The sequence below is a fragment of the Candidatus Electronema sp. PJ genome (genome assembly GCF_048287395.1).
Lineage (GTDB): Bacteria > Desulfobacterota > Desulfobulbia > Desulfobulbales > Desulfobulbaceae > Electronema.
This window is the reverse complement of the sequence record NZ_JBLWEO010000042.1, coordinates 57,754-79,945: the sequence shown is the minus strand read 5'-3', so window position 1 is coordinate 79,945 and position 22,192 is coordinate 57,754. Positions and strand designations below refer to the sequence as shown.

The following is a 22,192-nucleotide window of genomic DNA, read 5'->3' as shown; positions in this document are numbered from 1 at the left end:
GCTGCTTTACCCTGCCCTTCTCTTTAATCTTCTGCGAAGTCAACATGAAGGGGTGCGTGCCAGGTTGTAGCGGGTAGCGTACCAATTGCTCCTCTTGCGGTATGAGTTACCTGATATTCGGCAGCTTTCGCAGGTCGCGGAAGAGATGTGCAAATGGGTAAGGGAAGAGTACGGCTCGTTTCCCAAGGAGTTTGGCTCGGCCAGAAAGGAGTTGTACTCGGCAGCAGAGGAGTTCGGCTAGACAGAACTCCTTTCTTAGTCGGCCACAAAGGAGTTTTGCCGACCAAAACTCCTTTGCAAGTCGGCAAGACTCCTCTGCGGCTTGGCCAAACTCCTCTGCTGCCGAGTACAACTCCTTTCTGGCCAAGCCAAACTCCTTGGTTAGCGAGCAAGAAAGGAGTTGTACCGAGTGGTTATGCAGTACATGCTGCAAGGAAAGTAACAGGGAACACTCCTGATTTTCGGCAAGCGATAGAACAAGATTGACAAACAGCCGCTTTCGCGGCAAGCTCCCGGACAGAAGAAGTGCAGGCATTCTCTCATCGTGATATGAGGAGCAGACCAGGTGAAAATGAAGAAGCTGTTGATTGCGGCAGGAACCGGAATCGGTGTGCTAGTGGCAGCAGTGCTGCTCGCCCCGACGCTCCTGTCTTCAAATTGGGTGCGGAACATGGCGCTGACCCGGCTGAACAAGAGTATCCCCGGCAAACTGGCCGCAGAAAGCTGTACCATTGGTTGGCAGCAGGGTCTTGAGTGCGCCAAGGTACATTATGCAGACCCAAAGCAGGGTTTCCAGCTTGAGATCGCGGAACTGCGCAGCAGCCAGGCACTTTGGCCGCTCATTACCGCCCCAGAAGAGCTTGGCGAAATCACTCTCAACGAGCCAACGCTGCTGTTCACCCTGAAGCCGGAGCCGCCCGCAGCTGCGCCAGCAAGCCAAGCGAAGGTGGAACAGGGCGCAAGCGGCCCAGCTGCGCCTGGGCTTCAGGCAAAAAAGGCTGCACCGAAAGAGGCGGAAGACAGTTTCCTCGAAAAGATGCGGGGCAAGCTGACGATCCACAAAATGCTCGTTAAAGTCAGCCAAGCTGGGCAGTCGCCGCAGGTACTGCTCCGCAATGGCTCGCTCAAAGCAGAGACCGCCGCAGGTGAACTGAAATTTGACCTGCTGGCTGACACTGCTGAGGAGGGAACTGCGGCATTCTCTGGTTCAACCAAGCTGAACGAGCTGACCAAAGGCAGCCTGAAGGCCGCTGATTTCCAGCTCAAGCTGAATGAGGTGCAGACCAAGCCCTTCTTGGCTCTTAAGCCAGGGGAAAAAGGCCTGCCGCAGGGCAGTGGCAAGCTGTCAGCGGAGATCAGCCTCAAAGGTGGCCCAGACGGCGGCCTTGCCATCAGCGGCCCAATGTCGCTGATCGAGGTTGATCTCACGGGCGGCGCACTGGGTTTGGATCATCCCCGCTTTAGCCAGCTGACGCTTACGCTTGACATGCGCCAACAGGATAAGGGCTGGCAGTTTCCCAGCCTCAAACTGGTCTCTGACTTTGGCAACTTGAATTTTCAGTGTACTTACAGCGGCGACAACTTGCAAGGGAGCGGTAAGGGCCAGGTTGATCTTTCTCTCCTGCTGGCCCAATTCCCGCATCTGCTGAAAGTACGGGATGACTTGCGGCTTGACCGGGGTGAACTCAACCTCTCCGTCGAGCTGGTCAAGGAAGGCGGACGCTTGCAGGTAGCTGTAGATGCCGCCGCAGACAGTTTGGCTGGCCGCCAGAACAGCGAGTCCTTTTCCTGGGAGTATCCGCTCAGTCTGCATGTGGTTGGCAGCGTGGTAAACCAAGAACCAGAGGTGGAGAGCCTCGCCCTGACCGCGCCTTTTCTCAATCTAGAGGGAAAAGGCAACCTGAAGCAGTTCTCGCTGGCAGGTGAGGCTGATCTGGATCAAACCATGCGGGAGGTGAACCGGATTTTCCGCTCTGGCTGGGATGCAGGCGGCAAGTTGCAGCTCCAACTTCAGCTCGCGCACAGTGGCAATGACCGGTATCAGGCCGCAGCCGAGGTTGGGATTGCCGACTTCCGCCTTTCCCGCCAAGGCAAAGAGATCTTGCCTCCGCATAAAGCCAGCTTCAGCGGCAAGCTGAACGCACCTGGCAAGTTCCCAGAAAGTTCGCAAGAGGCAGCAGAGCTGACCTTTGACCTTGCTTCCTTAGCAGGCACGGTCAGCGGCTCCTTTGAGGGCATTTACCGCAAAAACGGCAAACTTTCCACAGGCTATCAAGTCCAGGTCAAGCTGCTGCTGGCGCAGTTGGTCGAGTTGCTGCACAAGTTCGAGGCCCTTGATCAGGAGACTTCGCTGGCTGGCACCCTTAATCTGCATACCTCTGGCTATACCGAGGACAGTCGAGTGGTGCTGCGCGAGTTGGACAGCCAGATCAAGGATTTCATTCTCTATCAACAGGGCAAGGTCTTCCGCGAACCGGAGTTGCACCTGCGGGCAGTTCCCACCGAGGCCACGCCAGCCGCCGATAAGGCGGTTCGGCCCCTGATTGAGGCAGACAGTCGCGCTGCTTTCTTCGCAGATGGCGGCGGCCACAGCCTGATTGATCCTGTAAGTCATCGGCTGATCCTGCGCGATCTGGAATTCACCTCCAGCTTTGCTGAAATCAAGCTCCAGCAGCTGGCCTTGGAGGACTGGCAGCACAAGCCCATGCCTGTGCTCAAGAATGTGCAGATCAGCGGCAAATCTGATCTGGCCAAGCTCACGGTTCTGCTCCAGCAGCTGGGCAAGCTCACCCCGGACAAGAAGCTGGGCGGCGCAGCAACCTTTACCATTGAGCTGGCTGGGCAACCTGACGGCAAGGGCAACAACGGTACTGTGGAGATTGACCTGGATCGCTTCATGTATGGCAAGGAAGGCAGCCTGCTCGCTGCCAGAGACAAGACCGAGTTCCGCAGCAAGCTGCACGGTGACTTGGCTGCTGGCGACATCTACTTCACCACCTTTGACCTGCTCTCACCGCCACTGGCTGTGCAGTCCAGCGGCAAGCTGGAACTCGCGGGTAAGAATCCCCATCTCACCTTAGAAGGTATGGCTACCCCGGATCTCGCCGATTTGGTGGCCGTGATCAACGGGATGTACCCCCTGGGCATTAGCGCGGAAGGGAAGCAGAAGGAGAAGTTCAGCCTCTACTATCCCTTAACCGCAACCAAGCAGCAGGTTGATCTCCGCTTTGCGGGCAAGGTTCATGCTGACACCTTTGCCAAGTCAGGCATAGAGATCAGCGATCTGTCCGCAGAGACCGCAATGCAGAAGGGGATCATGAATGCTGCCCTCAAGGGCAGTCTGAATGGCGGCAAGGTACAGTTCACGCCGACCATCGACTACACCCACAATCCGCCTCTGCTGACCTTAGCGGCCCCAGAGCAGATACTGGATCATGTTGGCTTGGCAGAGACCTTAGCCGACGGTTTGCTCAAGCATTTTCACCCCCTGCTGGGGGCGTTGGCCCGGCCAGCCGGAATCATTAGCGTCCGGGCAGAGCGACTGTCCCTGCCCGTGGGCGGCAAAGGGCTGGATCAGGCAGATTTCCAGCTGCGCTTTGACCTGGCCAGCGTGGTACTGGAGCCAGTGAGTGCTTTGGCAGGGATCCTGGACATGGCTGGGCTGGCTGGTCAACAGCTGCAGCTCAAGGAGAAATCGCTGACCTGTGAGGGCAAGAAGGGGCGCGTCTCCTGCTCGCCCATCAAGATCACCATCGCTGAATCGGAAATGGTGATGAGCGGCTCGGCAGGCTTTGACGGCAGCCTGGATTACGTGCTGGAAGTGCCTGTGACTAAGAATCTGGTGGGCAAGAAAGGCTACGAGCTGCTCAAGGGCGCAAGGCTGAAGGTGCCGATCAAAGGCACCAAAGAGAAGCCAGTCTATAACCCAGAAGCCCTGATGCGGGCTGCGTCTGACCTGGTAAGTCAGGCAGCAGGCCAGGCAGCCAAGCAGGTGCTCCAGGAGCAGGTGAAAAAGGTCGTACCCAAAGAACTGGAAAAGGTAGTGCCCAATCTGCCAGGCCTGATTGACGGCTTGTTTGGCAGATGAGAGCACCGTTGTTCCACCTGCTGCTGATTGGGCTGGGCGGTTTTGCCGGAGCTGTGCTGCGCTTTCTGGTCAGCTCGGCAGTGCAACATCGTTCTGGCTCGATTATCTACCCTTTTGGCACGTTAGCCGTGAACCTGATCGGCTGCCTGCTGATTGGCTTTCTCAGTGCCCTGGCGGATAACCGCGCCCTGCTGGCCACAGAGGTGCGCAGCTTCCTGATCACTGGCGTGCTCGGTGGCTTTACCACCTTTTCCAGCTTTGGTAATGAGACCCTGAACCTGATCCGGGCTGGTCGCGTGGAACTGGCTGCGCTGAATGCTGGCTCGCAAGTCCTGTTGGGCGTGGTGCTGGTCTGGGTGGGCAGAATAATGGCAGGGCTAGGGCGATGAGCGCAGTCGGCCTACAAAGAGATGATCACGCGATAGTCTTAGAGATCATCGCCGATCTTCTCTTTCGATCATCGCCGAAGATCCCTGGGATGTACGCCGATGATCTTGAGGATGTACGAGCGATAGTCCCCAAGATCATCGCCGATGGTCTGAGGGACTATCGCTCGATGGTCTTGAGGATGTACGGCGATCTTCTCTTTCGATCATCGCCGATGATCTGCTTCTCCCTCAGTCGATCTTGTCAACTTAGAGCATGGCTAGGGTGATGCCTGGATTAGCCCGGTTGAGGTCGTGGTGCCGCCGCAGGCTGGGAAAACGGTGCAGGAGTTGGCGGACCTGACTGTTGCGGCTGTGGAAATCCTCGCCGCAAACGATCTCGCTAATCCCACCCCGGTGCCGGAGATAGCTCAGGCGCGTGCGGACTTCCTGCCGGATAACGCCACCTGCGCCGCTGGAGCCGTAGCCGTGGATCAAGGTCAACACGCGCCGCTGCTCGACGCGGGCCTGGGTGAGTTCGCGGTCGAGACGGAGCAGGGCCTGCTCGACCGAGGGCATTCCCTGCTTGAGATTCACGATCTTATGCAGATCGAGCTGGCCTGGCAGAACAACTTCCAGCTCGGATTCACAGAAAGGACAGTGCCGCAGGCCCGGCTCTACTTCATTGCCGCAAACTCCGCAGCAAATCTCCCTCATGCCCTGCCGCCTCGACGCACCTCAAGCATATTCGGGAGCTGGCGCAGGTGCATTTGCACAACCTGCAGCTGTTGGAGATCAGTAACTTCGATCAGCACCCGGAACTCGGCAATGTTGTCCGGCCTGGTGCGGGAGTTCATCTCCAGGATGTTGGCATCATCACTAGAGATGGTTGAGCTGATGTCAGCCAGGAGATTGCGGCGGTCAGCAGCCTTGAGGAGCAGCTCGGCCCGGTGTCCGCCTTGGCTTGCACCTGACCATTGCACCTCCAGCAGCCGCTCTGGTTCAGCTGTGCCCAAGCTGGGGCATTTGGCCTTGTGGACAGCCACACCGCTGCCCATGGTGATATAGCCGATAATCTCGTCGCCCGGCACTGGCTGGCAGCACTGGCTGATCTTGATCAGCAGATCGTCAATGCCATCAACCTGCACTGCGCCGCGTCCACCAGCAGGCACCGGCTTGCTCGGCGCGCTGTCAGCGGTCTTCTCGCGCAGCTCGGCCTCTTGCCGTTTCACCTCTTCCTGCTTCACCTGCTCTTCTGGCAGCAGAGCGCGCTCTAACTGCTGGATGGTCACTTCGCCCGCGCCCACCTTGGTCAGCAGCTCATCGAGCGAGGCAGCTCGCAGCTTGGTCAGCAGTAGGCGCAGCTGGCCCCCTTTGACCAGCTTCTTCAGGCTGGTGTCATGGGCTTTCAGCTCGCGCTCGCAGATCTCTCGACCTAGCTCTAGGGCACGCTCCTTCTCCTCCTTGCGCAGCCACTGCCTGATCTTGGCCCTGGCCCGGCTGGTCTTGACCATGTGCAGCCAAGCCTGCTTGGGGTGCGGCTCCTTGCTGGTGATGATCTCGACAATATCGCCGTTCTGTAGCTCATACTTGAGCGGCACCAGCCTGCCATTGACCCGTGCGCCAGCGCAGCGGTCGCCGACCGAAGTATGAATGGCATAGGCAAAGTCAATCGGCGTAGCACTGCGCGGTAATTCCCGCACCTCACCGGTCGGCGTGAGAACGTAGATATCCGGGTCGTACAGCTCGCCCCGCACGGTATCAAGGAACTCAACCGGATCTTCAACCTCCTGCATCCCCTGCACCAGCTTCTTCAGCTCCTGGAAGAGCCGGGCATCGTTCCGATTGATCTTCTGCCCTTCCTTGTAGGCCCAGTGCGCGGCCACACCCTCTTGGGCTACGTCGTCCATCTCCTTGGTGCGGATCTGGATCTCCATGAAGTGGCCGCCAGGGCCAGCTACAGTAGTGTGCAGCGACTGGTAGTTATTCGACTTAGGCGCGGAGATGAAGTCCTTGATCCGGCCTGGCACTGGAGTCCAGCTGCCGTGGATGGTACCGAGAGCCTCGTAGCACTCCCGCACCGTGCTGACGATGATGCGGAAAGCCACCTTGTCATAGACCTGCTCGACAGGGATGTTCTGCACCACCAGCTTCTTGTAGATGGAGTAGAGGTGCTTGGGCCTGCCGATCACCCGCAGCGGCTGGATGCCGTTGGCCTTCAGCTTGTCACGCAGGATGGCAATGACCTCCTTGACGTAATTCTCCCGCTCACTGACCGTGCTTTCAATGTGATCGCTCAGGGCAGCGTGTTCTGCTGGGAACAGATACTGGAAGGCCAGATCCTCCAGCTGCCGCTTCAGCCAGTCAATACCGAGACGACTGGCCAAGGGCGCGTAGAGATCCATGGTCTCGCGGGCTACCTGCCGCCGCCGTTCCTCATCTGCTTCTTTGTTCAGATGGATCATGTCATGCAGCCGGTCAGCCAGCCGCACCAGCAGCACCCGGATATCTGACCCCATAGCCAGGAAGAGCCTGCGGATGTTCTCGGCCTGATGCGCCAGACTGGAGTCGTAGCGGACATTGTTAATCCGAGTTGCACCGCTGACGATGTTGGCCACTTCGTGCCCGAAGCGTTCCTCCAGCTCCCCTGGCGTGGCTACGCCATGCTTGAGGATGCCGTGCAGCAGGCCAGCAGTGATGGTCACTACATCCAGCTTCATCCAGGCGATGGTGTTGGCCACATCCAGGATATGCAGGATATATAAATCACCAGACAGATGCCGTTGCTCCTGATGCCGCTCGCAGGCAAAGGCGTAGGCCTGCTCCAGCAGGGTTAGGTCAGCATCCTGGAGATAGCTGCGAGCGGTCGAGAGCAGGCTTTTGAACTCAGGCATGGTGTGTGGTTGGCAACGTAGAGGCAGCTCTGCGTAGAGGTTCATCTGCGCCGTATGCCGAGGCGCATATGGAGCGTATGCCGAGGCGCATACGGAGCGTATGCCGAGGCGCATACGGAGCGTATGCCGAGGCGCATGTTATGCGTATGAGGAGGCTCATATCAGACTATTGCCCAAGCAGACCCGGCCAAAGAGCAGGCCCCTACACCGCTGCCCCTGCCAACTCCGCCCTGATCCTCGCGGCAATCTCGCCGGCAGCCTGCGCCAGCGGCAGCTCGACCACCTCACCGCTGCGGCGGCTGCGCAGCTCCACTTTACCGCTCTTCTCCAGCGACTTGCCCACCATGAGCCGATACGGTATGCCGAGCAGATCCGCATCCTTGAACTTAGAACCGGGCCGCTCGTCGCGGTCGTCGTAGAGCACTTCAATCCCAGCAGCTTCCAGCTCGTTATGGAGCTGCTCTGCCGCCGCAGTGATGGCCGCGTTCTTCAGGTCAAGGTTGAGCAGGATGACTTGAAAGGGGGCGAGCGGCAGCGGGAAGATGATGCCGTTCTCGTCATGGTTCTGCTCGATAGCCGCAGCCACCACGCGGCTCACGCCAATGCCGTAGCAGCCCATGATCATCACCTTCTCCTGGCCGTCTGTGTCTTGGAACACAGCGTTCATGGCTGCGGAATACTTGGTGCCGAGCTTGAAGATATGGCCGACCTCAATGCCCTCGGTGAGCCGCAGCGCGCCGCCGCAGAGCGGGCAGCGGTCTTCGGCTGTCACTTGGCGCAGGTCGCCGACCAAGGCCGGGGTGAAGTCGCGGCCTGGGTTGACCCCAGTCAGGTGGACGCCTTTCTCGTTCGCCCCGGCAGCGGCATTGACCATGAGCATCACTTCCTGATCAGCCACGAACTTGATCGGCAGGCCCACCGGCCCGATGTAGCCGACCGGCAGCTTGGTCTTCTGCCAGACCGTGTCGTCATCGGCCAGCTCCACGTCGGTCGCATCTAAGAGGTTCTTCAGCTTGACCGGCTGCACTTCGCGGTCGCCGCGCACCAGCACGGCCACCGGTTCGCCGTCGGCCAGATAGATCATGGTCTTGATCACCTGCTGGGTGTCCAATTCGAGGAAGGCCGCCACAGCGTCCACCTTCTTCATGCCTGGCGTGGCGACCTTGACACAGTCTTGCAGCGCAACCAAAGTGCGGTCTGCTGCTTGCGGCGGGGCAACCTTGGCCTTCTCCAGGTTGGCGGCATAGTCACAGCTCTGGCAGATGACCAGAGTATCCTCGCCGGTCTTGGCCAGCACCATGAACTCGTGCGAGAACGAGCCGCCAATGCTACCGGAGTCGGCCTCGACCGCCCGGAACTCCAGCCCGCAGCGTTTGAAGATGCGGATGTAGGCCTCGCGCATCTTGCGGTAACTCTCTTCTGCGCCTGCCTCGCTGCTGTCAAAGGAGTAGGCATCCTTCATCACGAACTCACGCCCGCGCATCAGGCCAAAGCGGGGCCTGATCTCGTCGCGGAACTTGGTCTGGATCTGGTACAGATTGACCGGCAGCTGACGGTAGGAGTGTACCTCGCGCCGGGCCACGTCGGTGACTACCTCCTCGTGCGTTGGCCCTAAGCAGCAGTCATGCTGGTGGCGGTCTTTGAAGCGAAGCAGCTCAGGGCCGTACTGCTTCCACCGGCCTGACTCCTGCCAGAGGTCAGCGGGCTGCACCATCGGCATAAGGATCTCCTGCGCGCCTGCTCGGTTCATCTCCTGGCGGACAATGTTCTCCACTTTGCGCAGCGCAGCCAGGCCCAGCGGCAGATAGGTGTAGAGGCCAGAGGTCAACTTACGGATAAAACCCGCCCGCAGCAGCAGTTGGTGGCTGATGACCTCAGCCTCGGCAGGCATCTCTTTGGCGGTGGTGATGAGCAGTTGCGAGTAGCGCATGATGTGTCCTTCAGCAGTTCTTTTCTTGTTGATGTTCCGGGCAGCTTGCCGTCTTCTCTGCGGCAGACGGGATAATACCAGATCAGCCCAACGAAGACCCGGTAAATTTCTCCTGTCAAGGCTTAGGGGCGATTCGCGGGGAGCTTGACGATGTGTACAGGCGAGAAGACGGGCCTGGCAGGATTATAACCGATGTTTTTCCTTATTGACAAAGACCAGTTGGCTTTTTAGGATGGGCAGTATTGAGAGAGCCTTTGGTATGGGCAAAAGATTTTTGGCTCATACGTCACGAAGAACAGAGGTGCGCAGGCGATGATCAATGAACAGGCTACCCATTAGGCACTCTGATGGGATCCCTCCAGTTTGGCGGCAGGGTTCCCTTGAGGATGATTCCCGTAACCGGTGGCTTCAGCTTCCAAGCATGGTGCCTCGTGCGGAGTCACTATGCTGACTCGTGTGGAGTGACCATGCTGATTCCCGCGTTACCAGCATGCTGACTCCGAATGTCACACAACCCCATCAACAACGCAGGTGCACAGGCGATGACGAATGAAGAGGGATACCACCAGTGCTGTCCTCGCAGTAATTTCTAGGAGACGCATAGCCATGTCAAAGAATCCGATCCTTGAGGAGATTTATGCTGCCCGCACTGCGCTGCTGGCGGCCTGCAACAATGACCTGCACACCTGCGTCGAAGAGGCCAGAAAACGCGCTCTGGCCTCTGGACACAAAATTGTCGCGCCGAGGCAGCAGACGAAGAGGTGTACTGCCCCGGCTGATGCTGACAGGCACCCTGCCATTTCATGTCTGCATCAGGTTGTCAGGGGAAGTATCTGTAGATTTCCTTCCTGTGCAGGCAGCGGACAAAGATCAGCCCATCCTCGGCAAGTTTCAGCCCTATCCTGTAGTCGCCGATGCGGACACGGTAGAACGTGTCATATCCTTTCAGCTTCTTCACTTGGCTGATCTCGCCTCTTTGCAGGCAAGCAGCAGCTCCTTGACCGCCTTCAGCAGTCTGCCGTCGCTGATCTGCTTCAGGTCTTTCACAAACTTGGCCTCAAATCGGACGTTCATTCTACCGCTCGATCAAGAAGTGAGAGAACTTCCTCCTCTGAGACGAACTCGTTCTTACAGCTCTCGGCAATGGCGTTGGCCAAGCCGACTTCCTCCAGAGCGTCCATGAAGATGTCCCGGATCAGGTCGCGCTTGGTGCGGAGCAGCTCGATCATCACTTCGGTGAGCAGCTCCTTGGTCTTGTCATCACTGATTGAAAGTTCCATGCGGGTTATGCTGGTTGAATGTCATGGGTGATTTTTATGCCCCTTGCCTCCCTTTCTGCTTCTGTCGGGCCAAGAGCTTTTCAAAGAAGCCCTTCAGGTTGAGCTTGATGCCGATGACAGGGATAGTCCATTCTGGTTCAATAGTCTCATTGAGTATCTCTACCCATGTTACCATATCCTGCGGAGTAGCTTTCTCTGCTACTCTTTCCAATTCTGCCTTGTCTTTCGGCTGCACCAAGCCAAGCAGCTCATGCACACTATATACCTCTGTTGAATCAGTGGGAATGTATTTATCCATGCCATTCTTTGCGTATTCCAGCAAGGTGGCGTAGTCTGCGGTAATCTCTTCATCATCAGGCATAGGCACCAGCTCCCTGATCTTGAGCTTCTCAAAGCTGCTGTTGATATCAGTGAGCAGATAACGGAGATAGTGCAGATACTCCCTGGGCTGTTCTCCCTTCACCCAGATATTGATGCGCCGCGCCTCCACATCCGCCTTGACCAAAGCCTGTGCCCCGCTGCATTTGTCCTCCAGCAGAACGCCCGTGCGCCAGCAGGTTTCCGCCTTGATATCCTTATGCACCTTGACCATGAAGCGGGGAAAGACCGACGGCGGCAGAAAGTCAGGATAATGCAGGGCGAAACCGAGAGAGTCTTCCTTTTTAAAGGCAAGCGGCGGCTCCGGCACAGGGAGCAGCTGCGGGATAAGCACCGCTTCCTTGCTGAGTTCATAGCACAGCTCGAACTTCTGCATCAGTTCCAGAATAAAAGCGTGGGTCTCCGGCGGGCAGCAGAGTTTGTCCTCGTCACCCTGCGGTAGGATTTCTCTCAAGGAGCGCACATCAAGGAAGCCCTTGCTGTCGGCCATCTTCTCGGCTGTGATGACCGTATAAACAGCATTCGTGACCCAGACTGGATTCAATACGCTCATGGCATCGAGCACCAAGCCCCGGAAATGCACGGCTGTTCCCAGATCGTGGAGGAAGTCAGCCAACACCTCTCGGCTTTCCTCGCCAGTAATGCCTGCTTCAGCGCAATAGCCCTTGTATTCATTCGTGCTGATGTAGGGCTTTTTCATCTGCTCCAGCTTCTGCTTGACTGCAAACCAGCTTTTCGGCCAAATGATGCTGATCATGTTCATCTTGGCCAGCTCTTCCAGCAGGGCTGCTTTAAAGTCAGCAACACCCTTGCTGGTCTTGCAGGAGATGGGAAAGAAGCCGCAGATGTTGGGATACTTTTCCCGCAGGAAAGGCCGGTTGACATCAAACGAGGGGTTGTTGTCGATCTTGTTGAGCACGATCAGCACGGGCGAGTTCCCGCCAAAGGTCTCCACATGCCGCAGCCAGTATTCCGCGCTGTCATCCTTGCGGCTATCGAGCACCAGCACATACAGACTGCGCTGGGAGAGGAAGAACTGATGCGTGGCGTGCTGCACCTCTTGGCCGCCAAAGTCCCAGATATTGATTCTGATCTTCCGCCCGCTGACTTCCTGTTCCCAGCCCCGGATGCTGATGCCGTGGGTAGTGTCTTCGTGCTCATCAAACGCCTCGCCACGCAGCCGCTTGACTAAGGAGGTCTTGCCTGCGGCTCCATCGCCAACTAAGATAATCTTCACCTCGTTGAGGGGGTGATCTTGTATCCCTACCGTTCCAGTTCCAGTTACCTCAAAAATCGGAAGAGATAGCTCGCCTGATATTTGTATAGTACTATGGAGAGCAGCGAAATATTCCCTAATTGCATCAATGCCTTTAATGGCTATCTCATACGGCGGGGAAGTGAGGGGGTTGCCGCTGAGGTAAACTATTTTCAGCTTCTGTAGATGGCAGATTTCTGGCGGAAGGGTCGATAGTTGGTTGCCTTTAAGATAAATCTTAACGAGGTTTGTTAGGTAGCCAATCTCAGACGGAAGGGAGGTCAGCAGGTTATAGCTAAGATCAATACTTTTAAGATTTGTTAACTGTCCGATATCGGATGGAAGGGAGTTTAGCTGTTTACCTTTGAGATCAAGATAAGTCGTCCCGCTCGCCTTAGCCTCTTCTATCACCTTCAGCAGTTCTTCATTTGTCATGATCTATGCACCTCGGTTATTCGTGGGAAAGGGGCAGGCATTGCGTCTGTCCGCAGGAAAGCTCCACTGGGTTGCACCAAATGAACCAGCATACCCATCCCGCCATTTTTTTCAACAGGATAATTGCCCTGCTCTTCATGCAGAACGGCTGGCAGGTTCTATAGGCGGGTGTCTTAATGTAGACAGGTGCAGCAGGGAAAAAACTGGTGGGTGACTACTAGGCACTCTAGTGGGTACCCATCAGACACGTTAGTGGGTACCCACTAGAATGCCTGATGGGATCCCACCAGTTTATTCTCAGGCGCAGGAGGAGGCCTGCGGCTCTGTCTCTAGGCTTGCATAGCCCCATTGCCTGAACTGCTCCTGCAAGGCCGCATCATCCTTGAAGGCAAGGTAGAAGAGATACTCCGGGGCTATATCCAGCTCATCATTCCAGACAACCGTGCTGCGGGCGACTTTGAAGCTGCTGAAGCTCGCCCGCTCTCGCAGCCGTGCGAAGACAGGCCGCCTGTCGCTGAAGACAAGCTGCTCCAAGTCAGCCGTGCCTGCCCGGCCATTGTTGAAGACCAGATGAACAGCGTAGTTGCCGACGTATTCCGCCTGTCGCACTTCCAGCATAATTCCCTTCCTATACCAATGGCTTGATCTTGCCGATGCCAAGGAACCGGCTTAACTCAGGCATGATGTTGACTCGTTCTGTTCAGTGATCACAGGCATCAGGGCGGACACGCAGGGCCGCCCGCACGGGAAGTATCCTCAAGGGAACCCTGCAATCAATCTGGTGCTTCACCAGATGAGCCAGCATACACATCCCGCCATTTTTTTCAACAGGATAATTGCCCTGCGCTTCATGCAGAACGACTGGCAGGTTCTATAGGCGGGTAGCTTAATGCAGGCAGGCAGAGCAGGAGGAAAACTGGTGGGTGACTACTAGGCACTCTAGTGGGTACCCATCAGACACGTTAGTGGGTACCCACTAGAATGCCTGATGGGTACCTACTAGATTCGCTGATAGGTACCCTCCACAATTCCACCTACCGTGCCTTCAGTCTGTTGGAGGATGGTGTCCGCCCTGTTCTCGTGCTTGCACTCATTCAGAACAAGGCATTGAAGATGCGACAACGTAGCCTAAGTGTGCGCAAGCAACCCGTGACAGAGGACAACGGCCTTGTTTAGCCTGGCATTCCTGTCTTTTTCTTTACTGCACGAGCCGGAGATGTCAATAACAATCGTTGCTTTCTTGAAGCAGGGCTAAGAAATGCCGCTGCGGAAGGAGAACACCTGGAAGAACATCAGGGGCTGCTGTTGGCGAAACGCAGAGAGCACGCCAGCTCTTCACCGCACCATGACCCCGGCATAGCCTACCACTTGCTCGGTGTTGCCAGTGACATAACCCGAATCAGCATAGCCGATCAGCTCTGTATGCTCTGCTCCCAGCTCTATGGCGGTCAGCAGGGCAATGGTCACAGGAATCACGCCGCACATGGAGATCCGTTGGGTCAACACCGTGCGATGTAATCCCACCGGATCAAGACTGAGAACATGACCCAAGGCCAGCTGATCTTTCTCTGAGGCCTCGAACCGGGGTTCGTCATGGGTCATGTTTGTGCTGGCAACCAACAGGACTGGTTCAGCACAATTCTTGACTACCTTAGCCAGTTCAGCCGCAGCCTGCCGACACTGCGGCATCAAGAGGCGAGAAACCGCAATAGGCACAATCCGCAGATTCTTTTGCAGAGATTGGAGAAAGGGCAGCTGTACCTCCAGGGAATGCTCACGCTGATGAGGAAGATTGTCCGTGGCAAAGAGCTTGGAACCATGCACAAGGGCCTCGGCCAAGTCCCGGGCCAGTGGCACTGGGCCAAGGGGCGTTGCCCAATCTTCGGAGCTGACTGCCAGCGACGCTCCAAGGGATTGATGGTTGGGGCCAAGGAGAATAACCGTCTCCGGGATATGCGCACGGGCGAACGTTGCGCCAGCTACTTGACCTGAATAGAGATAGCCCGCATGAGGGACAATGACCAGGTGCGCTGCTCCCTTTTGTTTCTTCTTTACAGAGGGAATAAGTCGGGCCACCTCCTTCCGCAGCTTGTCTGGCTCGGCCTCGTACAACTGCCCGGCAACTGCTGGCTGACGATTCAGCATAGACGTGCGCTCCATGTCGTTCCCTCCGGGCCATCCTGAAGTTCAATCTTGTGCGCCAGGAGGTTATCCCGCACCGCATCGCTGGCTGCCCAGTCTTTGCGCTCACGCGCCGCATTGCGCTGGGCAATCAGGGTAATAATTTCCTCTTCAGAGAGATCCGTAGCGGCCAGCATCTGGGCCTTCTTCTTCTGCATGTGCTGCACTGGGTCTTGCACCAGCAAGCCGAGCAGTCCGGCCAGCTCGCGCAGATCTACTCCGCCTTGGCGGACAAGGGCTACGTCCTCGGCATTGCCTGGCTGGGCGAGCAAGAGGCGGCTAGCCTTGTTCAGCAGCTTAACCACATCAAAGAGAACGCCAAGGGCCTGGGCGGTATTGAAGTCGTTGTCCATAGCAGCAGCAAACTGCTCGCGCAGAGAGGCGATGGCCTGCTTATCCTTGGCACTGAGGAGCGATGACCCTGTTGCGCTGGCTGCGGCAGGCAGTTCGGCGAGCTTGGCCAGACAGTCATATAGCCGATCCAGCCCGGCTTCGGCATCGCGCAGGGCGGTTTCGTTGTAATCAAGCGGGTTGCGGTACTGGGTAGAAAAGAGAAAGAGGCGCAGCACCTCGGCTGGCCACTGTTTGAGCACCTCGCGGATGGTGAGGAAATTGCCCAGCGACTTGGACATCTTCTCCTCCTTGACCGTAACAAAGCCGTGGTGCATCCAGAGATTGGCAAAGGGCTGGCAGTTTGCGCCAACAGACTGGGCTATCTCGTTTTCATGGTGCGGGAAGATTAAGTCCTGACCACCGCCATGAATATCGAAGTTTGCCCCCAGATATTTGCGGCTCATAGCCGAGCATTCGATGTGCCAACCAGGCCTACCCTCGCCCCAAGGGCTGGGCCATTTCGGTTCACCCGGCTTCGCGCCCTTCCAGAGGACAAAATCCATCGGGTCTTCCTTTTGCTCGTTGACATCGACCCGTGCGCCAGCCTGCATATCGTCAAACTTGCGGCCTGACAGCATTCCGTAGTCTGGAAAATTGCGCACTCGGTAATAGACATCACCGCCAGAGGGATAAGCAAGCCCGCGTTCAATCAGCTGCTCGATCAGGGCGATCATTTCAGGAATATGCTCAGTGGCCTTGGGTTCAATATCCGCCTGCACCACGCCCAGCGCATCCATGTCAGTGTAAAATTCAGTGATGAAACGTTCAGCCAGCTCCTGCGAATTCACCCCTTGCTCATTGGCCCGGTTGATGATCTTATCATCAATATCGGTAAAGTTGCGGACAAAGGTGACACGGAAGCCGCGCCAGCGTAAATAGCGCACCGCCATGTCAAAGACCAAGGCGGAACGGGCATGACCGATGTGGCACCAGTCATACGAGGTGATGCCGCAGACGTAGAGGCGGACATGGCCCTCCTCTAGCGGTTTCAACGGTTCCTTTTTTCTCGTCAGCGTGTTATATATTTTGACAGTTTTCATTATTCAGCGGCTCAAAAAGAGAATGGGTTGAATCGAATCGGCCCCAGCATAACACAGTCATCTGGAAGGGACAAGCACATGCGCAGAGAGAATGCGGCAGAAAAAAGCTGGCGTGAAACCATGCAGGCCTGGCTGCACCCCAGGGTGGTGACGATGCTTTTTTTCGGTTTTTCCGCAGGTATTCCCCTCCTGCTGATCTTTTCTACCCTCTCGCTCTGGCTGCGCGAGGCTGGAATCGACCGCTCCACTGTCACCTATTTTAGTTGGGCCGCTTTAGGGTATTCCTTCAAATTTGTCTGGGCACCGCTGATCGATACCTTGCCCCTGCCGTTCTTGACGAGAAAATTAGGGAGAAGGCGAGGCTGGCTGCTCTTGGCTCAGACAGCGGTGATTTTTTCCATCTGTCTCATGGCAATGACGGATCCGGTCGCAAGCAAGCAGAGCTTGACGGTTATGGCTTTGGCCGCTGTACTGCTCGGCTTTTCTTCAGCCACACAGGATATAGTAATTGATGCGTACCGGATTGAATGCGCGGCACAGGAGATGCAGGCTTTGCTCTCCTCGGCTTATATTGCCGGATATCGGCTTGGGATGCTGGTTGCCGGGGCCGGGGCTTTGTATATCGCCGCTTGGTTTGGCACTGGTATGAAAGCGTACAACTACGCCGCCTGGCAGGGCAGCTATCTGATCATGGCGAGCGTCATGCTGACCGGAGTTATCACCACTCTCCTCATCCCAGAACCCGCAGTGAACAAGGCTAATTCCAGTTATCCGGCCAGTTATTATCTGCGTTTTCTCCTGCTCTTTATCTGCACGGTTGGGGTCTTTGCCTGCGTCTTCTTTCTGAGCAGTGGCGTGGTATTGACGCTTGACGGGCTGTTCAAGGGCTTCTTCAGTACCGCTCTTGGCGAAGAGCTTGCTCCCTTTTCCTCTTTACTGGCGGAAACAGGTCGCCTGTTACTGGCCAGCTGCGCCGCCTTAACCGCTGCCGTCTTACTTATCCGCTGGAATTTGGCAGACAGTAGCATGGTCAGTCAGACCTATTTCAACCCAGTGCTGGATTTTTTCAACCGCTACGGCCTACGTACTGCTTTACTGCTCCTGACCTTGATCGGCTTCTACCGCATCTCGGATATCATCCTGGGCGTGATCTCCAATCTCTTTTATCAGGACCTTGGCTTTTCCAAAGAGGTCATTGCCAGCGTCACCAAGACCTTTGGTTTCTTCATGACCCTGCTGGGCGGCTTTCTCGGCGGCACCTTGACTGTCCGTTACGGCGTGATGCGCATCCTTTTTCTCGGTGCGCTCCTCTCCAGCCTCACCAACCTGCTTTTCCTACTGCTCTCCGCAGTTGGGGCCAACGTGCCGCTGCTCTCTGCGGTCATTGCGGCGGACAACCTAAGCGCAGGCATCGCCTCTGCCGCCTTTGTTGCCTTCCTTGCTGGGCTGACCAGCATTTCTTTCACCGCTATGCAGTACGCCATCTTCAGCTCGCTGATGACGCTCTTGCCCAAACTGCTCGGCGGCTATTCTGGCACAATGGTCACAGCCTGGGGCTATGAACGATTTTTCCTCGCAACTGCCCTGATGGGCTTACCGGTCTTGGTACTCATCTGGCTGGCTGAAAGGCGGCTAAATGTGCAGAAGAGTTGAGTCCAAGTTATCGCCAACAGATTGCAGCGGAGAGTGAACAGTTTTCTTCTGTGGCGGTATTTGTCGTTTAACAAGTAGGAATCACTCCTTTCTTGCTCACTTAGAAAGGAGTTTGGCTCGGCAACAGAGGAGTTCTGCCGACTTGGAAAGGAATCTTGCTCGGCAGAAAAGGAGTCTGGCCGAGTACCAAAGGAGTTTAGCCAAGCCGCAGAGGAGTTTTGCCGACTAAAACTCCTTTGCAAGTCGGCCAAACTCCTCTGTGGCTTAACAGGCAAGGAGTTTGGCCAGGCCGAACTGCTTGCCTGCCGAGTACAACTCCTTTCTTATCGAGCCAAACTCGTTGGCAAACGAGCACTACTCTTCCCTGGAGGAGTTCCACAACCTGCGCAAGATGCCCAAGAGCACGTGACATCAACCTGCCTTCTTTTTGTTGCCTTATGCAGGAGGGATAATTATTTTGCGGGGCGGTATGGCTGCCTTGGCTGGCTCAACCCGGTTGCGACCATTGTTTTTGGCGATATACAGATTGCGGTCTGCGGCCTCAAACAGGCTGTCATACTCGGCCAAACCAGAGGTACAGGCCAGCCCAAGAGTGACTGTGACCATTGGCACGATGTCAGAGCTGATATGAGGGATGCCAAGATTCATGATCGCCCGTCGCGCCCCTTCGGCGATGTCCACTGCTGAATGCATATCTGTGCGCGGCAAGACGATGACAAATTCTTCGCCGCCGTAACGGGCTACACAGTCGCTGCTGCGCCTGGCTTGTAGCTTGAGGGTCTCTGCGATCTTCTTCAGACATTCATCGCCTGCTTTGTGGCCGTAGGTATCGTTGTATCGTTTGAAATAATCGACATCGCAGATGATCAGCGACAGGGGAATGTCCCGGCTCTGCTCGGCCCGCCGCAGTTCGCTCTCCAACAGTTCGTCAAAATAGCGGCGGTTATAAAGGCCGGTTAGCTCATCGATTGCCGCGCACTGTTCCGCTACATGCAGCCGGTTCTCACGGTTGAGTATCCAGATCAGCCCACATTCAATCAGCACAAAACCGAGAATCGCCAATAAAATATTGATGGAAAAATTGACAGCAGAGTTGGCAAACTGATCAGAGACATCCTCCCAGATCAGCATAAAACCAGCTGGAGCTACCAGAAACTCCTCACTGATCTCTCCGTCCTGCGAGTCAGGTAAGGGGAAATAATAGACAGAATAGTACTTTGATTCGGTGTAAACCATAGATATCTTATCAATCTTGTAGTCACTTCTGACAAACACCTTGGGGAGTATTTTGAGCATTTCTTCTAAAGAACTATACGCCTCAACATAGTGATTGGCTTCTGGGTGCTGCTCAAAATACTCTTTTGTCTGGCTGTTCCACATCCTGTTTCTCACATAATCCTTGTTGAGCAGCACAGCAGCTTCCACTCGGAACAACTTGGCATACAGTGGCACAATTTCTTTAAAAGAGGTGCTGATCTCCATCGCGCCAACATAGACCTTCTCCTTGGTAGCCGGATCCACCGCCCAGAGCGGTGAAACCCCGCGCAGCCAGGTGTAGTTCTGCATGGTATCAGAAAGCAAATGCGGTTTGTTTTCCATGGTACCAAACTGATAGGTCTTGCGGCGGAGATTACTCTCTGGCAAAGTCTGGCTCTCTTCCCCCTTGCCGCTGGTTGCCATTTTGTTGTCTTTGGTAAACAGAAAAGCCTGGCCCAGCTCGCTGTTGCCGCTGATCAGGGTGGACATCTGGAGCATACTGCTATACACCATTTTCAAGTTGAGCTTGAACTCCTCCTCGTGCCGCTTTGCCTGCTGGAGCAGAGAGGCATACAGGGTTTCCCGGAGAGAAATGAAGTTGACAGACAGGAAGATTGCATTGACAACGAGGATGATTAAGCTGAGACATATAATCAGCTTTTTGTTTTTTCGTACCGTCCTGCTGACAGAAAAACGCATAGTTAGCGTGTCCTGCTGATGGCGGCAGTGCAGTGCTGCCCAATGCATAATACGCAAGATAATTTTACTCCGGTCACGATAAAATTGACGGTAGTCCCTAAGGCGTAGTAGCGGTTAGAGTTGGAGCTATATTTTCATTGTAATGATAAGTAACATTCGATGGTAGTTAAATTTATAAGTGATGCTTAAATTTTAGAAAGTACCCCAGGCTATGCCGGGGGTACTTGACTGCGAAACAGCAGGTCTAATACTCCGCTCTTTCGGGCAGGTTAGTTTATTGCGATAGATTCAGCGGGATTAAGCCGAGAGAACATCTCTGCTGCCAGAGATTACTCAACGGCCTCGGTCTGCATAATCCTGAGCAATTCTCGCCCGAACTGTTCTGCTGCCTTGATAGAACCGTCGATGGAGAGGTGGCCGCCATCCGAATACCAGATTTTGTTGTTTTTGTAATCCAGGGCGGCACAGGAGTTCTGATGACAGAAAACATCAAATGGATCGAAGAACCAAACATTTGGTTCCGCCTCGGCAAATTCCCGTAGCCGTTGGTTGACCGCCAGCCCGATACCTTGCGATTTCGGAAATACCATCGTCTCCAGGCAGTTGTTTGGCAGAAAACTGGGCCGATTCAGGCAGGAGATGATGCCGTTCCGATTGCCACTGCCAGGCGGATTGCCAAGGAGGATCAACTGCCGGTTTACGCCGATCTTCGCTCTAATTTTCTGTAAATTTTCAATCAGAAAATCCTCATAGGCTTTATGGTTGGCAAATTTGAGTTGCTTCCCTGTAACATCGCAGGTACCTTCAATATACCATTCCCAGGCCAGCGATAAAATGACCGGTTTGCGGTTGCCTTCTGCCAGCTTGAAGAACCGCTGGTTTTGTGCGGTGCAGGTATCGTCCGGCTTGCCTTTGTAGAAGAACGTGATGTCTGGCCCGATGATGCAGGCGTAGTCAGTTGCTGTTTTTGCCGTGATGCCGTGCCGCTGAAAGAGTTGATCTAGTCCAACGGCATATTGGAGGACAAAGCTGTCGCCAGTTATGATCACATCGTATTCCTTTTTTTTCGTCCCGATGAGACCGGTAAAGGAATACCCCTTGCCACCGTATTGATCAATATGAAACTTCCCGACGTTCTTCACTTGCGCAAATTTGCCGCTGATTCGTTCAGGAAATCCAGCTTGCTGCACCACTGCGGCTCCAGCAGTTAACAGCAAGACCGCTATCAAGCCGCAAAACATGAAAAAGATTTTCTGCGAAACAATGCGGCCTTTGCGGAATGGCTGTTCAACGAATTTCCACGACAGCCCGGCCAGTAGGAAGCAGGCCAAGAGTAAGCCTAGCCGGTCGTTCTGTGTGAGTTCGGAATAATGCCAGTATTTGTAGAAAATCAGCAGCGGCCAATGAATGAGATACAGCGAATAGGAAATCAGGCCAATGCCTGCGGAAACCGGATTGCGGAGCAGCCAGCCAAGCAGGCGTGCTTGGCCGCTGTAGATGATCAGCGCGGCCCCCAAGCTGGGAAGCAAAGCATGGAGGCCGGGAAAGGGAGTCTGTTTACTGAAGGTGAAGATACTCCAGCCGATGCAGAGGAACCCAACAGCGAGCAGCGGCTCCAACAGCAGCTTATTTTTGGGCTGAAAGGGAAGCAGCCAGACCAAGACCGCACCGCAGGCAAATTCGGCGAGCCGGAAGGGGGTGAGGAAAAAGGCCCCCGAAGGATCGATCTTCAGCCAGCGTTCTGCCCAATACCCAGAAACCACGCTGCTGATCAGCAGAAAGAGCAGCAGCCATTTTTTGCCCAGCTTGGACAGGACGAGCAGCAATGCCGGCCAAACAAAATAAAATTGCTCCTCCACAGCCAGCGACCAGGTGTGCAGCAGGGGTTTGAACTCGACAGAGGTGTCAAAATAGCCAGCTTCTTTCCAGAAAAGAATATTAGACACGGAGAGCAGGCTGGCGAGCAGTGACTTGCCGAACTGTGCGTGATGCTCCGGGGTGAAGAGTAGATGGCTGAAGAGCAAACTTAGGAGCAGGGTTGCATACAGGGCTGGGAATAGGCGTTTTATGCGCCTGGCATAGAAGCGGGCAAAAGAAAATGAGCCGCTGGCAATGTCTGCCATAATGTTCTGGGTGATCAAAAAGCCGGAGATGACAAAAAAGATGTCCACTCCGGTGAAACCGCCAGAGAACAGGGCAAAGTCAAAATGATACAAGAGAACAGCGAGAACTGCTGCTGCCCGTAGGCCGTCAATGTCAGCCCGGTACTGCCGCTGGAGCATCAATTATGCCTCAAAGTCATGAATCTATTTGCTGGGTTTCCAGGAGCCTGCCCAGCACTCCTT

The 22,192-nt window shown here is 55.5% G+C and carries 17 protein-coding genes; 4 read left to right on the top strand and 13 right to left on the bottom strand.

Annotated elements, in window-relative coordinates:
- Positions 1-106: 106 nt before the first annotated feature.
- Positions 107-535, bottom strand: a complete 429-nt coding sequence (locus ACNKIB_RS06625; protein WP_417909760.1) for a hypothetical protein — start codon at positions 533-535, stop codon at positions 107-109.
- A 36-nt stretch (positions 536-571) separates the two neighbouring features.
- Here ACNKIB_RS06625 and ACNKIB_RS06620 point away from each other — a divergent pair, with 36 nt between their 5' ends.
- The 3 genes from ACNKIB_RS06620 to ACNKIB_RS06610 are packed head-to-tail and all read left to right on the top strand — an operon-like array spanning position 572 to position 4,742.
- Positions 572-4,087 carry a hypothetical protein gene (locus ACNKIB_RS06620; protein ID WP_417909759.1) on the top strand — a complete coding sequence of 1,172 codons (3,516 nt, stop codon included), beginning with the start codon at positions 572-574 and terminating at the stop codon, positions 4,085-4,087.
- 8 nt (positions 4,088-4,095) lie between these two features.
- Complete coding sequence (crcB, locus tag ACNKIB_RS06615; protein ID WP_417909758.1) at positions 4,096-4,476, top strand: fluoride efflux transporter CrcB; 381 nt, start codon at positions 4,096-4,098, stop codon at positions 4,474-4,476.
- Complete coding sequence (locus ACNKIB_RS06610) at positions 4,473-4,742, top strand: hypothetical protein (RefSeq protein WP_417909757.1); 270 nt, start codon at positions 4,473-4,475, stop codon at positions 4,740-4,742. Before crcB ends, ACNKIB_RS06610 begins: the two co-directional genes overlap by 4 nt.
- Here the strand turns inward: ACNKIB_RS06610 and ACNKIB_RS06605 are convergent.
- The 10 genes from ACNKIB_RS06605 to cysS all read right to left on the bottom strand — a co-directional run bounded on the left by ACNKIB_RS06605 (position 4,723) and on the right by cysS (position 16,238).
- Positions 4,723-5,169, bottom strand: a complete 447-nt coding sequence (locus tag ACNKIB_RS06605) for a Smr/MutS family protein (protein WP_417909756.1) — start codon at positions 5,167-5,169, stop codon at positions 4,723-4,725. The genes ACNKIB_RS06610 and ACNKIB_RS06605 overlap by 20 nt on opposite strands.
- The gene (locus ACNKIB_RS06600; RefSeq protein WP_417909755.1) at positions 5,166-7,391 is read right to left on the bottom strand and encodes a RelA/SpoT family protein; all 2,226 of its coding nucleotides are present in this window, start codon (positions 7,389-7,391) and stop codon (positions 5,166-5,168) included. Before ACNKIB_RS06600 ends, ACNKIB_RS06605 begins: the two co-directional genes overlap by 4 nt.
- Before the next feature lie 157 nt (positions 7,392-7,548).
- Positions 7,549-9,276 carry a proline--tRNA ligase gene (locus ACNKIB_RS06595; RefSeq protein WP_417909754.1) on the bottom strand — a complete coding sequence of 576 codons (1,728 nt, stop codon included), beginning with the start codon at positions 9,274-9,276 and terminating at the stop codon, positions 7,549-7,551.
- A gap of 609 nt (positions 9,277-9,885) precedes the next feature.
- The gene (locus tag ACNKIB_RS06590; RefSeq protein ID WP_417909753.1) at positions 9,886-10,068 is read right to left on the bottom strand and encodes a hypothetical protein; all 183 of its coding nucleotides are present in this window, start codon (positions 10,066-10,068) and stop codon (positions 9,886-9,888) included.
- Between the two features lie 28 nt (positions 10,069-10,096).
- Positions 10,097-10,234 carry a type II toxin-antitoxin system RelE family toxin gene (locus tag ACNKIB_RS06585; RefSeq protein ID WP_417909752.1) on the bottom strand — a complete coding sequence of 46 codons (138 nt, stop codon included), beginning with the start codon at positions 10,232-10,234 and terminating at the stop codon, positions 10,097-10,099.
- 112 nt (positions 10,235-10,346) lie between these two features.
- A complete protein-coding gene (locus tag ACNKIB_RS06580; protein WP_417909751.1) occupies positions 10,347-10,556 on the bottom strand; it encodes a hypothetical protein in 210 nt (69 codons plus the stop codon).
- 34 nt (positions 10,557-10,590) lie between these two features.
- Complete coding sequence (locus tag ACNKIB_RS06575) at positions 10,591-12,624, bottom strand: COR domain-containing protein (RefSeq protein ID WP_417909750.1); 2,034 nt, start codon at positions 12,622-12,624, stop codon at positions 10,591-10,593.
- A 297-nt stretch (positions 12,625-12,921) separates the two neighbouring features.
- Positions 12,922-13,242: a DUF2442 domain-containing protein gene (locus tag ACNKIB_RS06570; protein ID WP_417909749.1), complete on the bottom strand. Its 321-nt coding sequence runs from the start codon at positions 13,240-13,242 to the stop codon at positions 12,922-12,924.
- 717 nt (positions 13,243-13,959) lie between these two features.
- Positions 13,960-14,784 (bottom strand): AmmeMemoRadiSam system protein B, encoded by an 825-nt coding sequence (gene amrB / locus ACNKIB_RS06565; protein ID WP_417909748.1) that lies wholly within the window; start codon positions 14,782-14,784, stop codon positions 13,960-13,962.
- A complete protein-coding gene (gene cysS, locus ACNKIB_RS06560; RefSeq protein ID WP_417909747.1) occupies positions 14,763-16,238 on the bottom strand; it encodes a cysteine--tRNA ligase in 1,476 nt (491 codons plus the stop codon). Before cysS ends, amrB begins: the two co-directional genes overlap by 22 nt.
- Positions 16,239-16,316: 78 nt before the next feature.
- Between cysS and ACNKIB_RS06555 the strand changes: the two genes are divergently transcribed.
- Complete coding sequence (locus ACNKIB_RS06555) at positions 16,317-17,891, top strand: AmpG family muropeptide MFS transporter (RefSeq protein ID WP_417909746.1); 1,575 nt, start codon at positions 16,317-16,319, stop codon at positions 17,889-17,891.
- A gap of 435 nt (positions 17,892-18,326) precedes the next feature.
- Here ACNKIB_RS06555 and ACNKIB_RS06550 read toward each other — a convergent pair whose 3' ends face one another.
- Both ACNKIB_RS06550 and ACNKIB_RS06545 read right to left on the bottom strand, forming a co-directional pair.
- Entirely contained in the window at positions 18,327-19,847 is a 1,521-nt protein-coding gene (locus ACNKIB_RS06550) for a diguanylate cyclase (RefSeq protein WP_417909745.1), read from the bottom strand.
- A 329-nt stretch (positions 19,848-20,176) separates the two neighbouring features.
- On the bottom strand, positions 20,177-22,129 hold the full coding sequence (locus ACNKIB_RS06545) for an acyltransferase family protein (protein WP_417909795.1): 1,953 nt from the start codon (positions 22,127-22,129) through the stop codon (positions 20,177-20,179).
- Between the last annotated feature and the right edge of the window lie 63 nt (positions 22,130-22,192).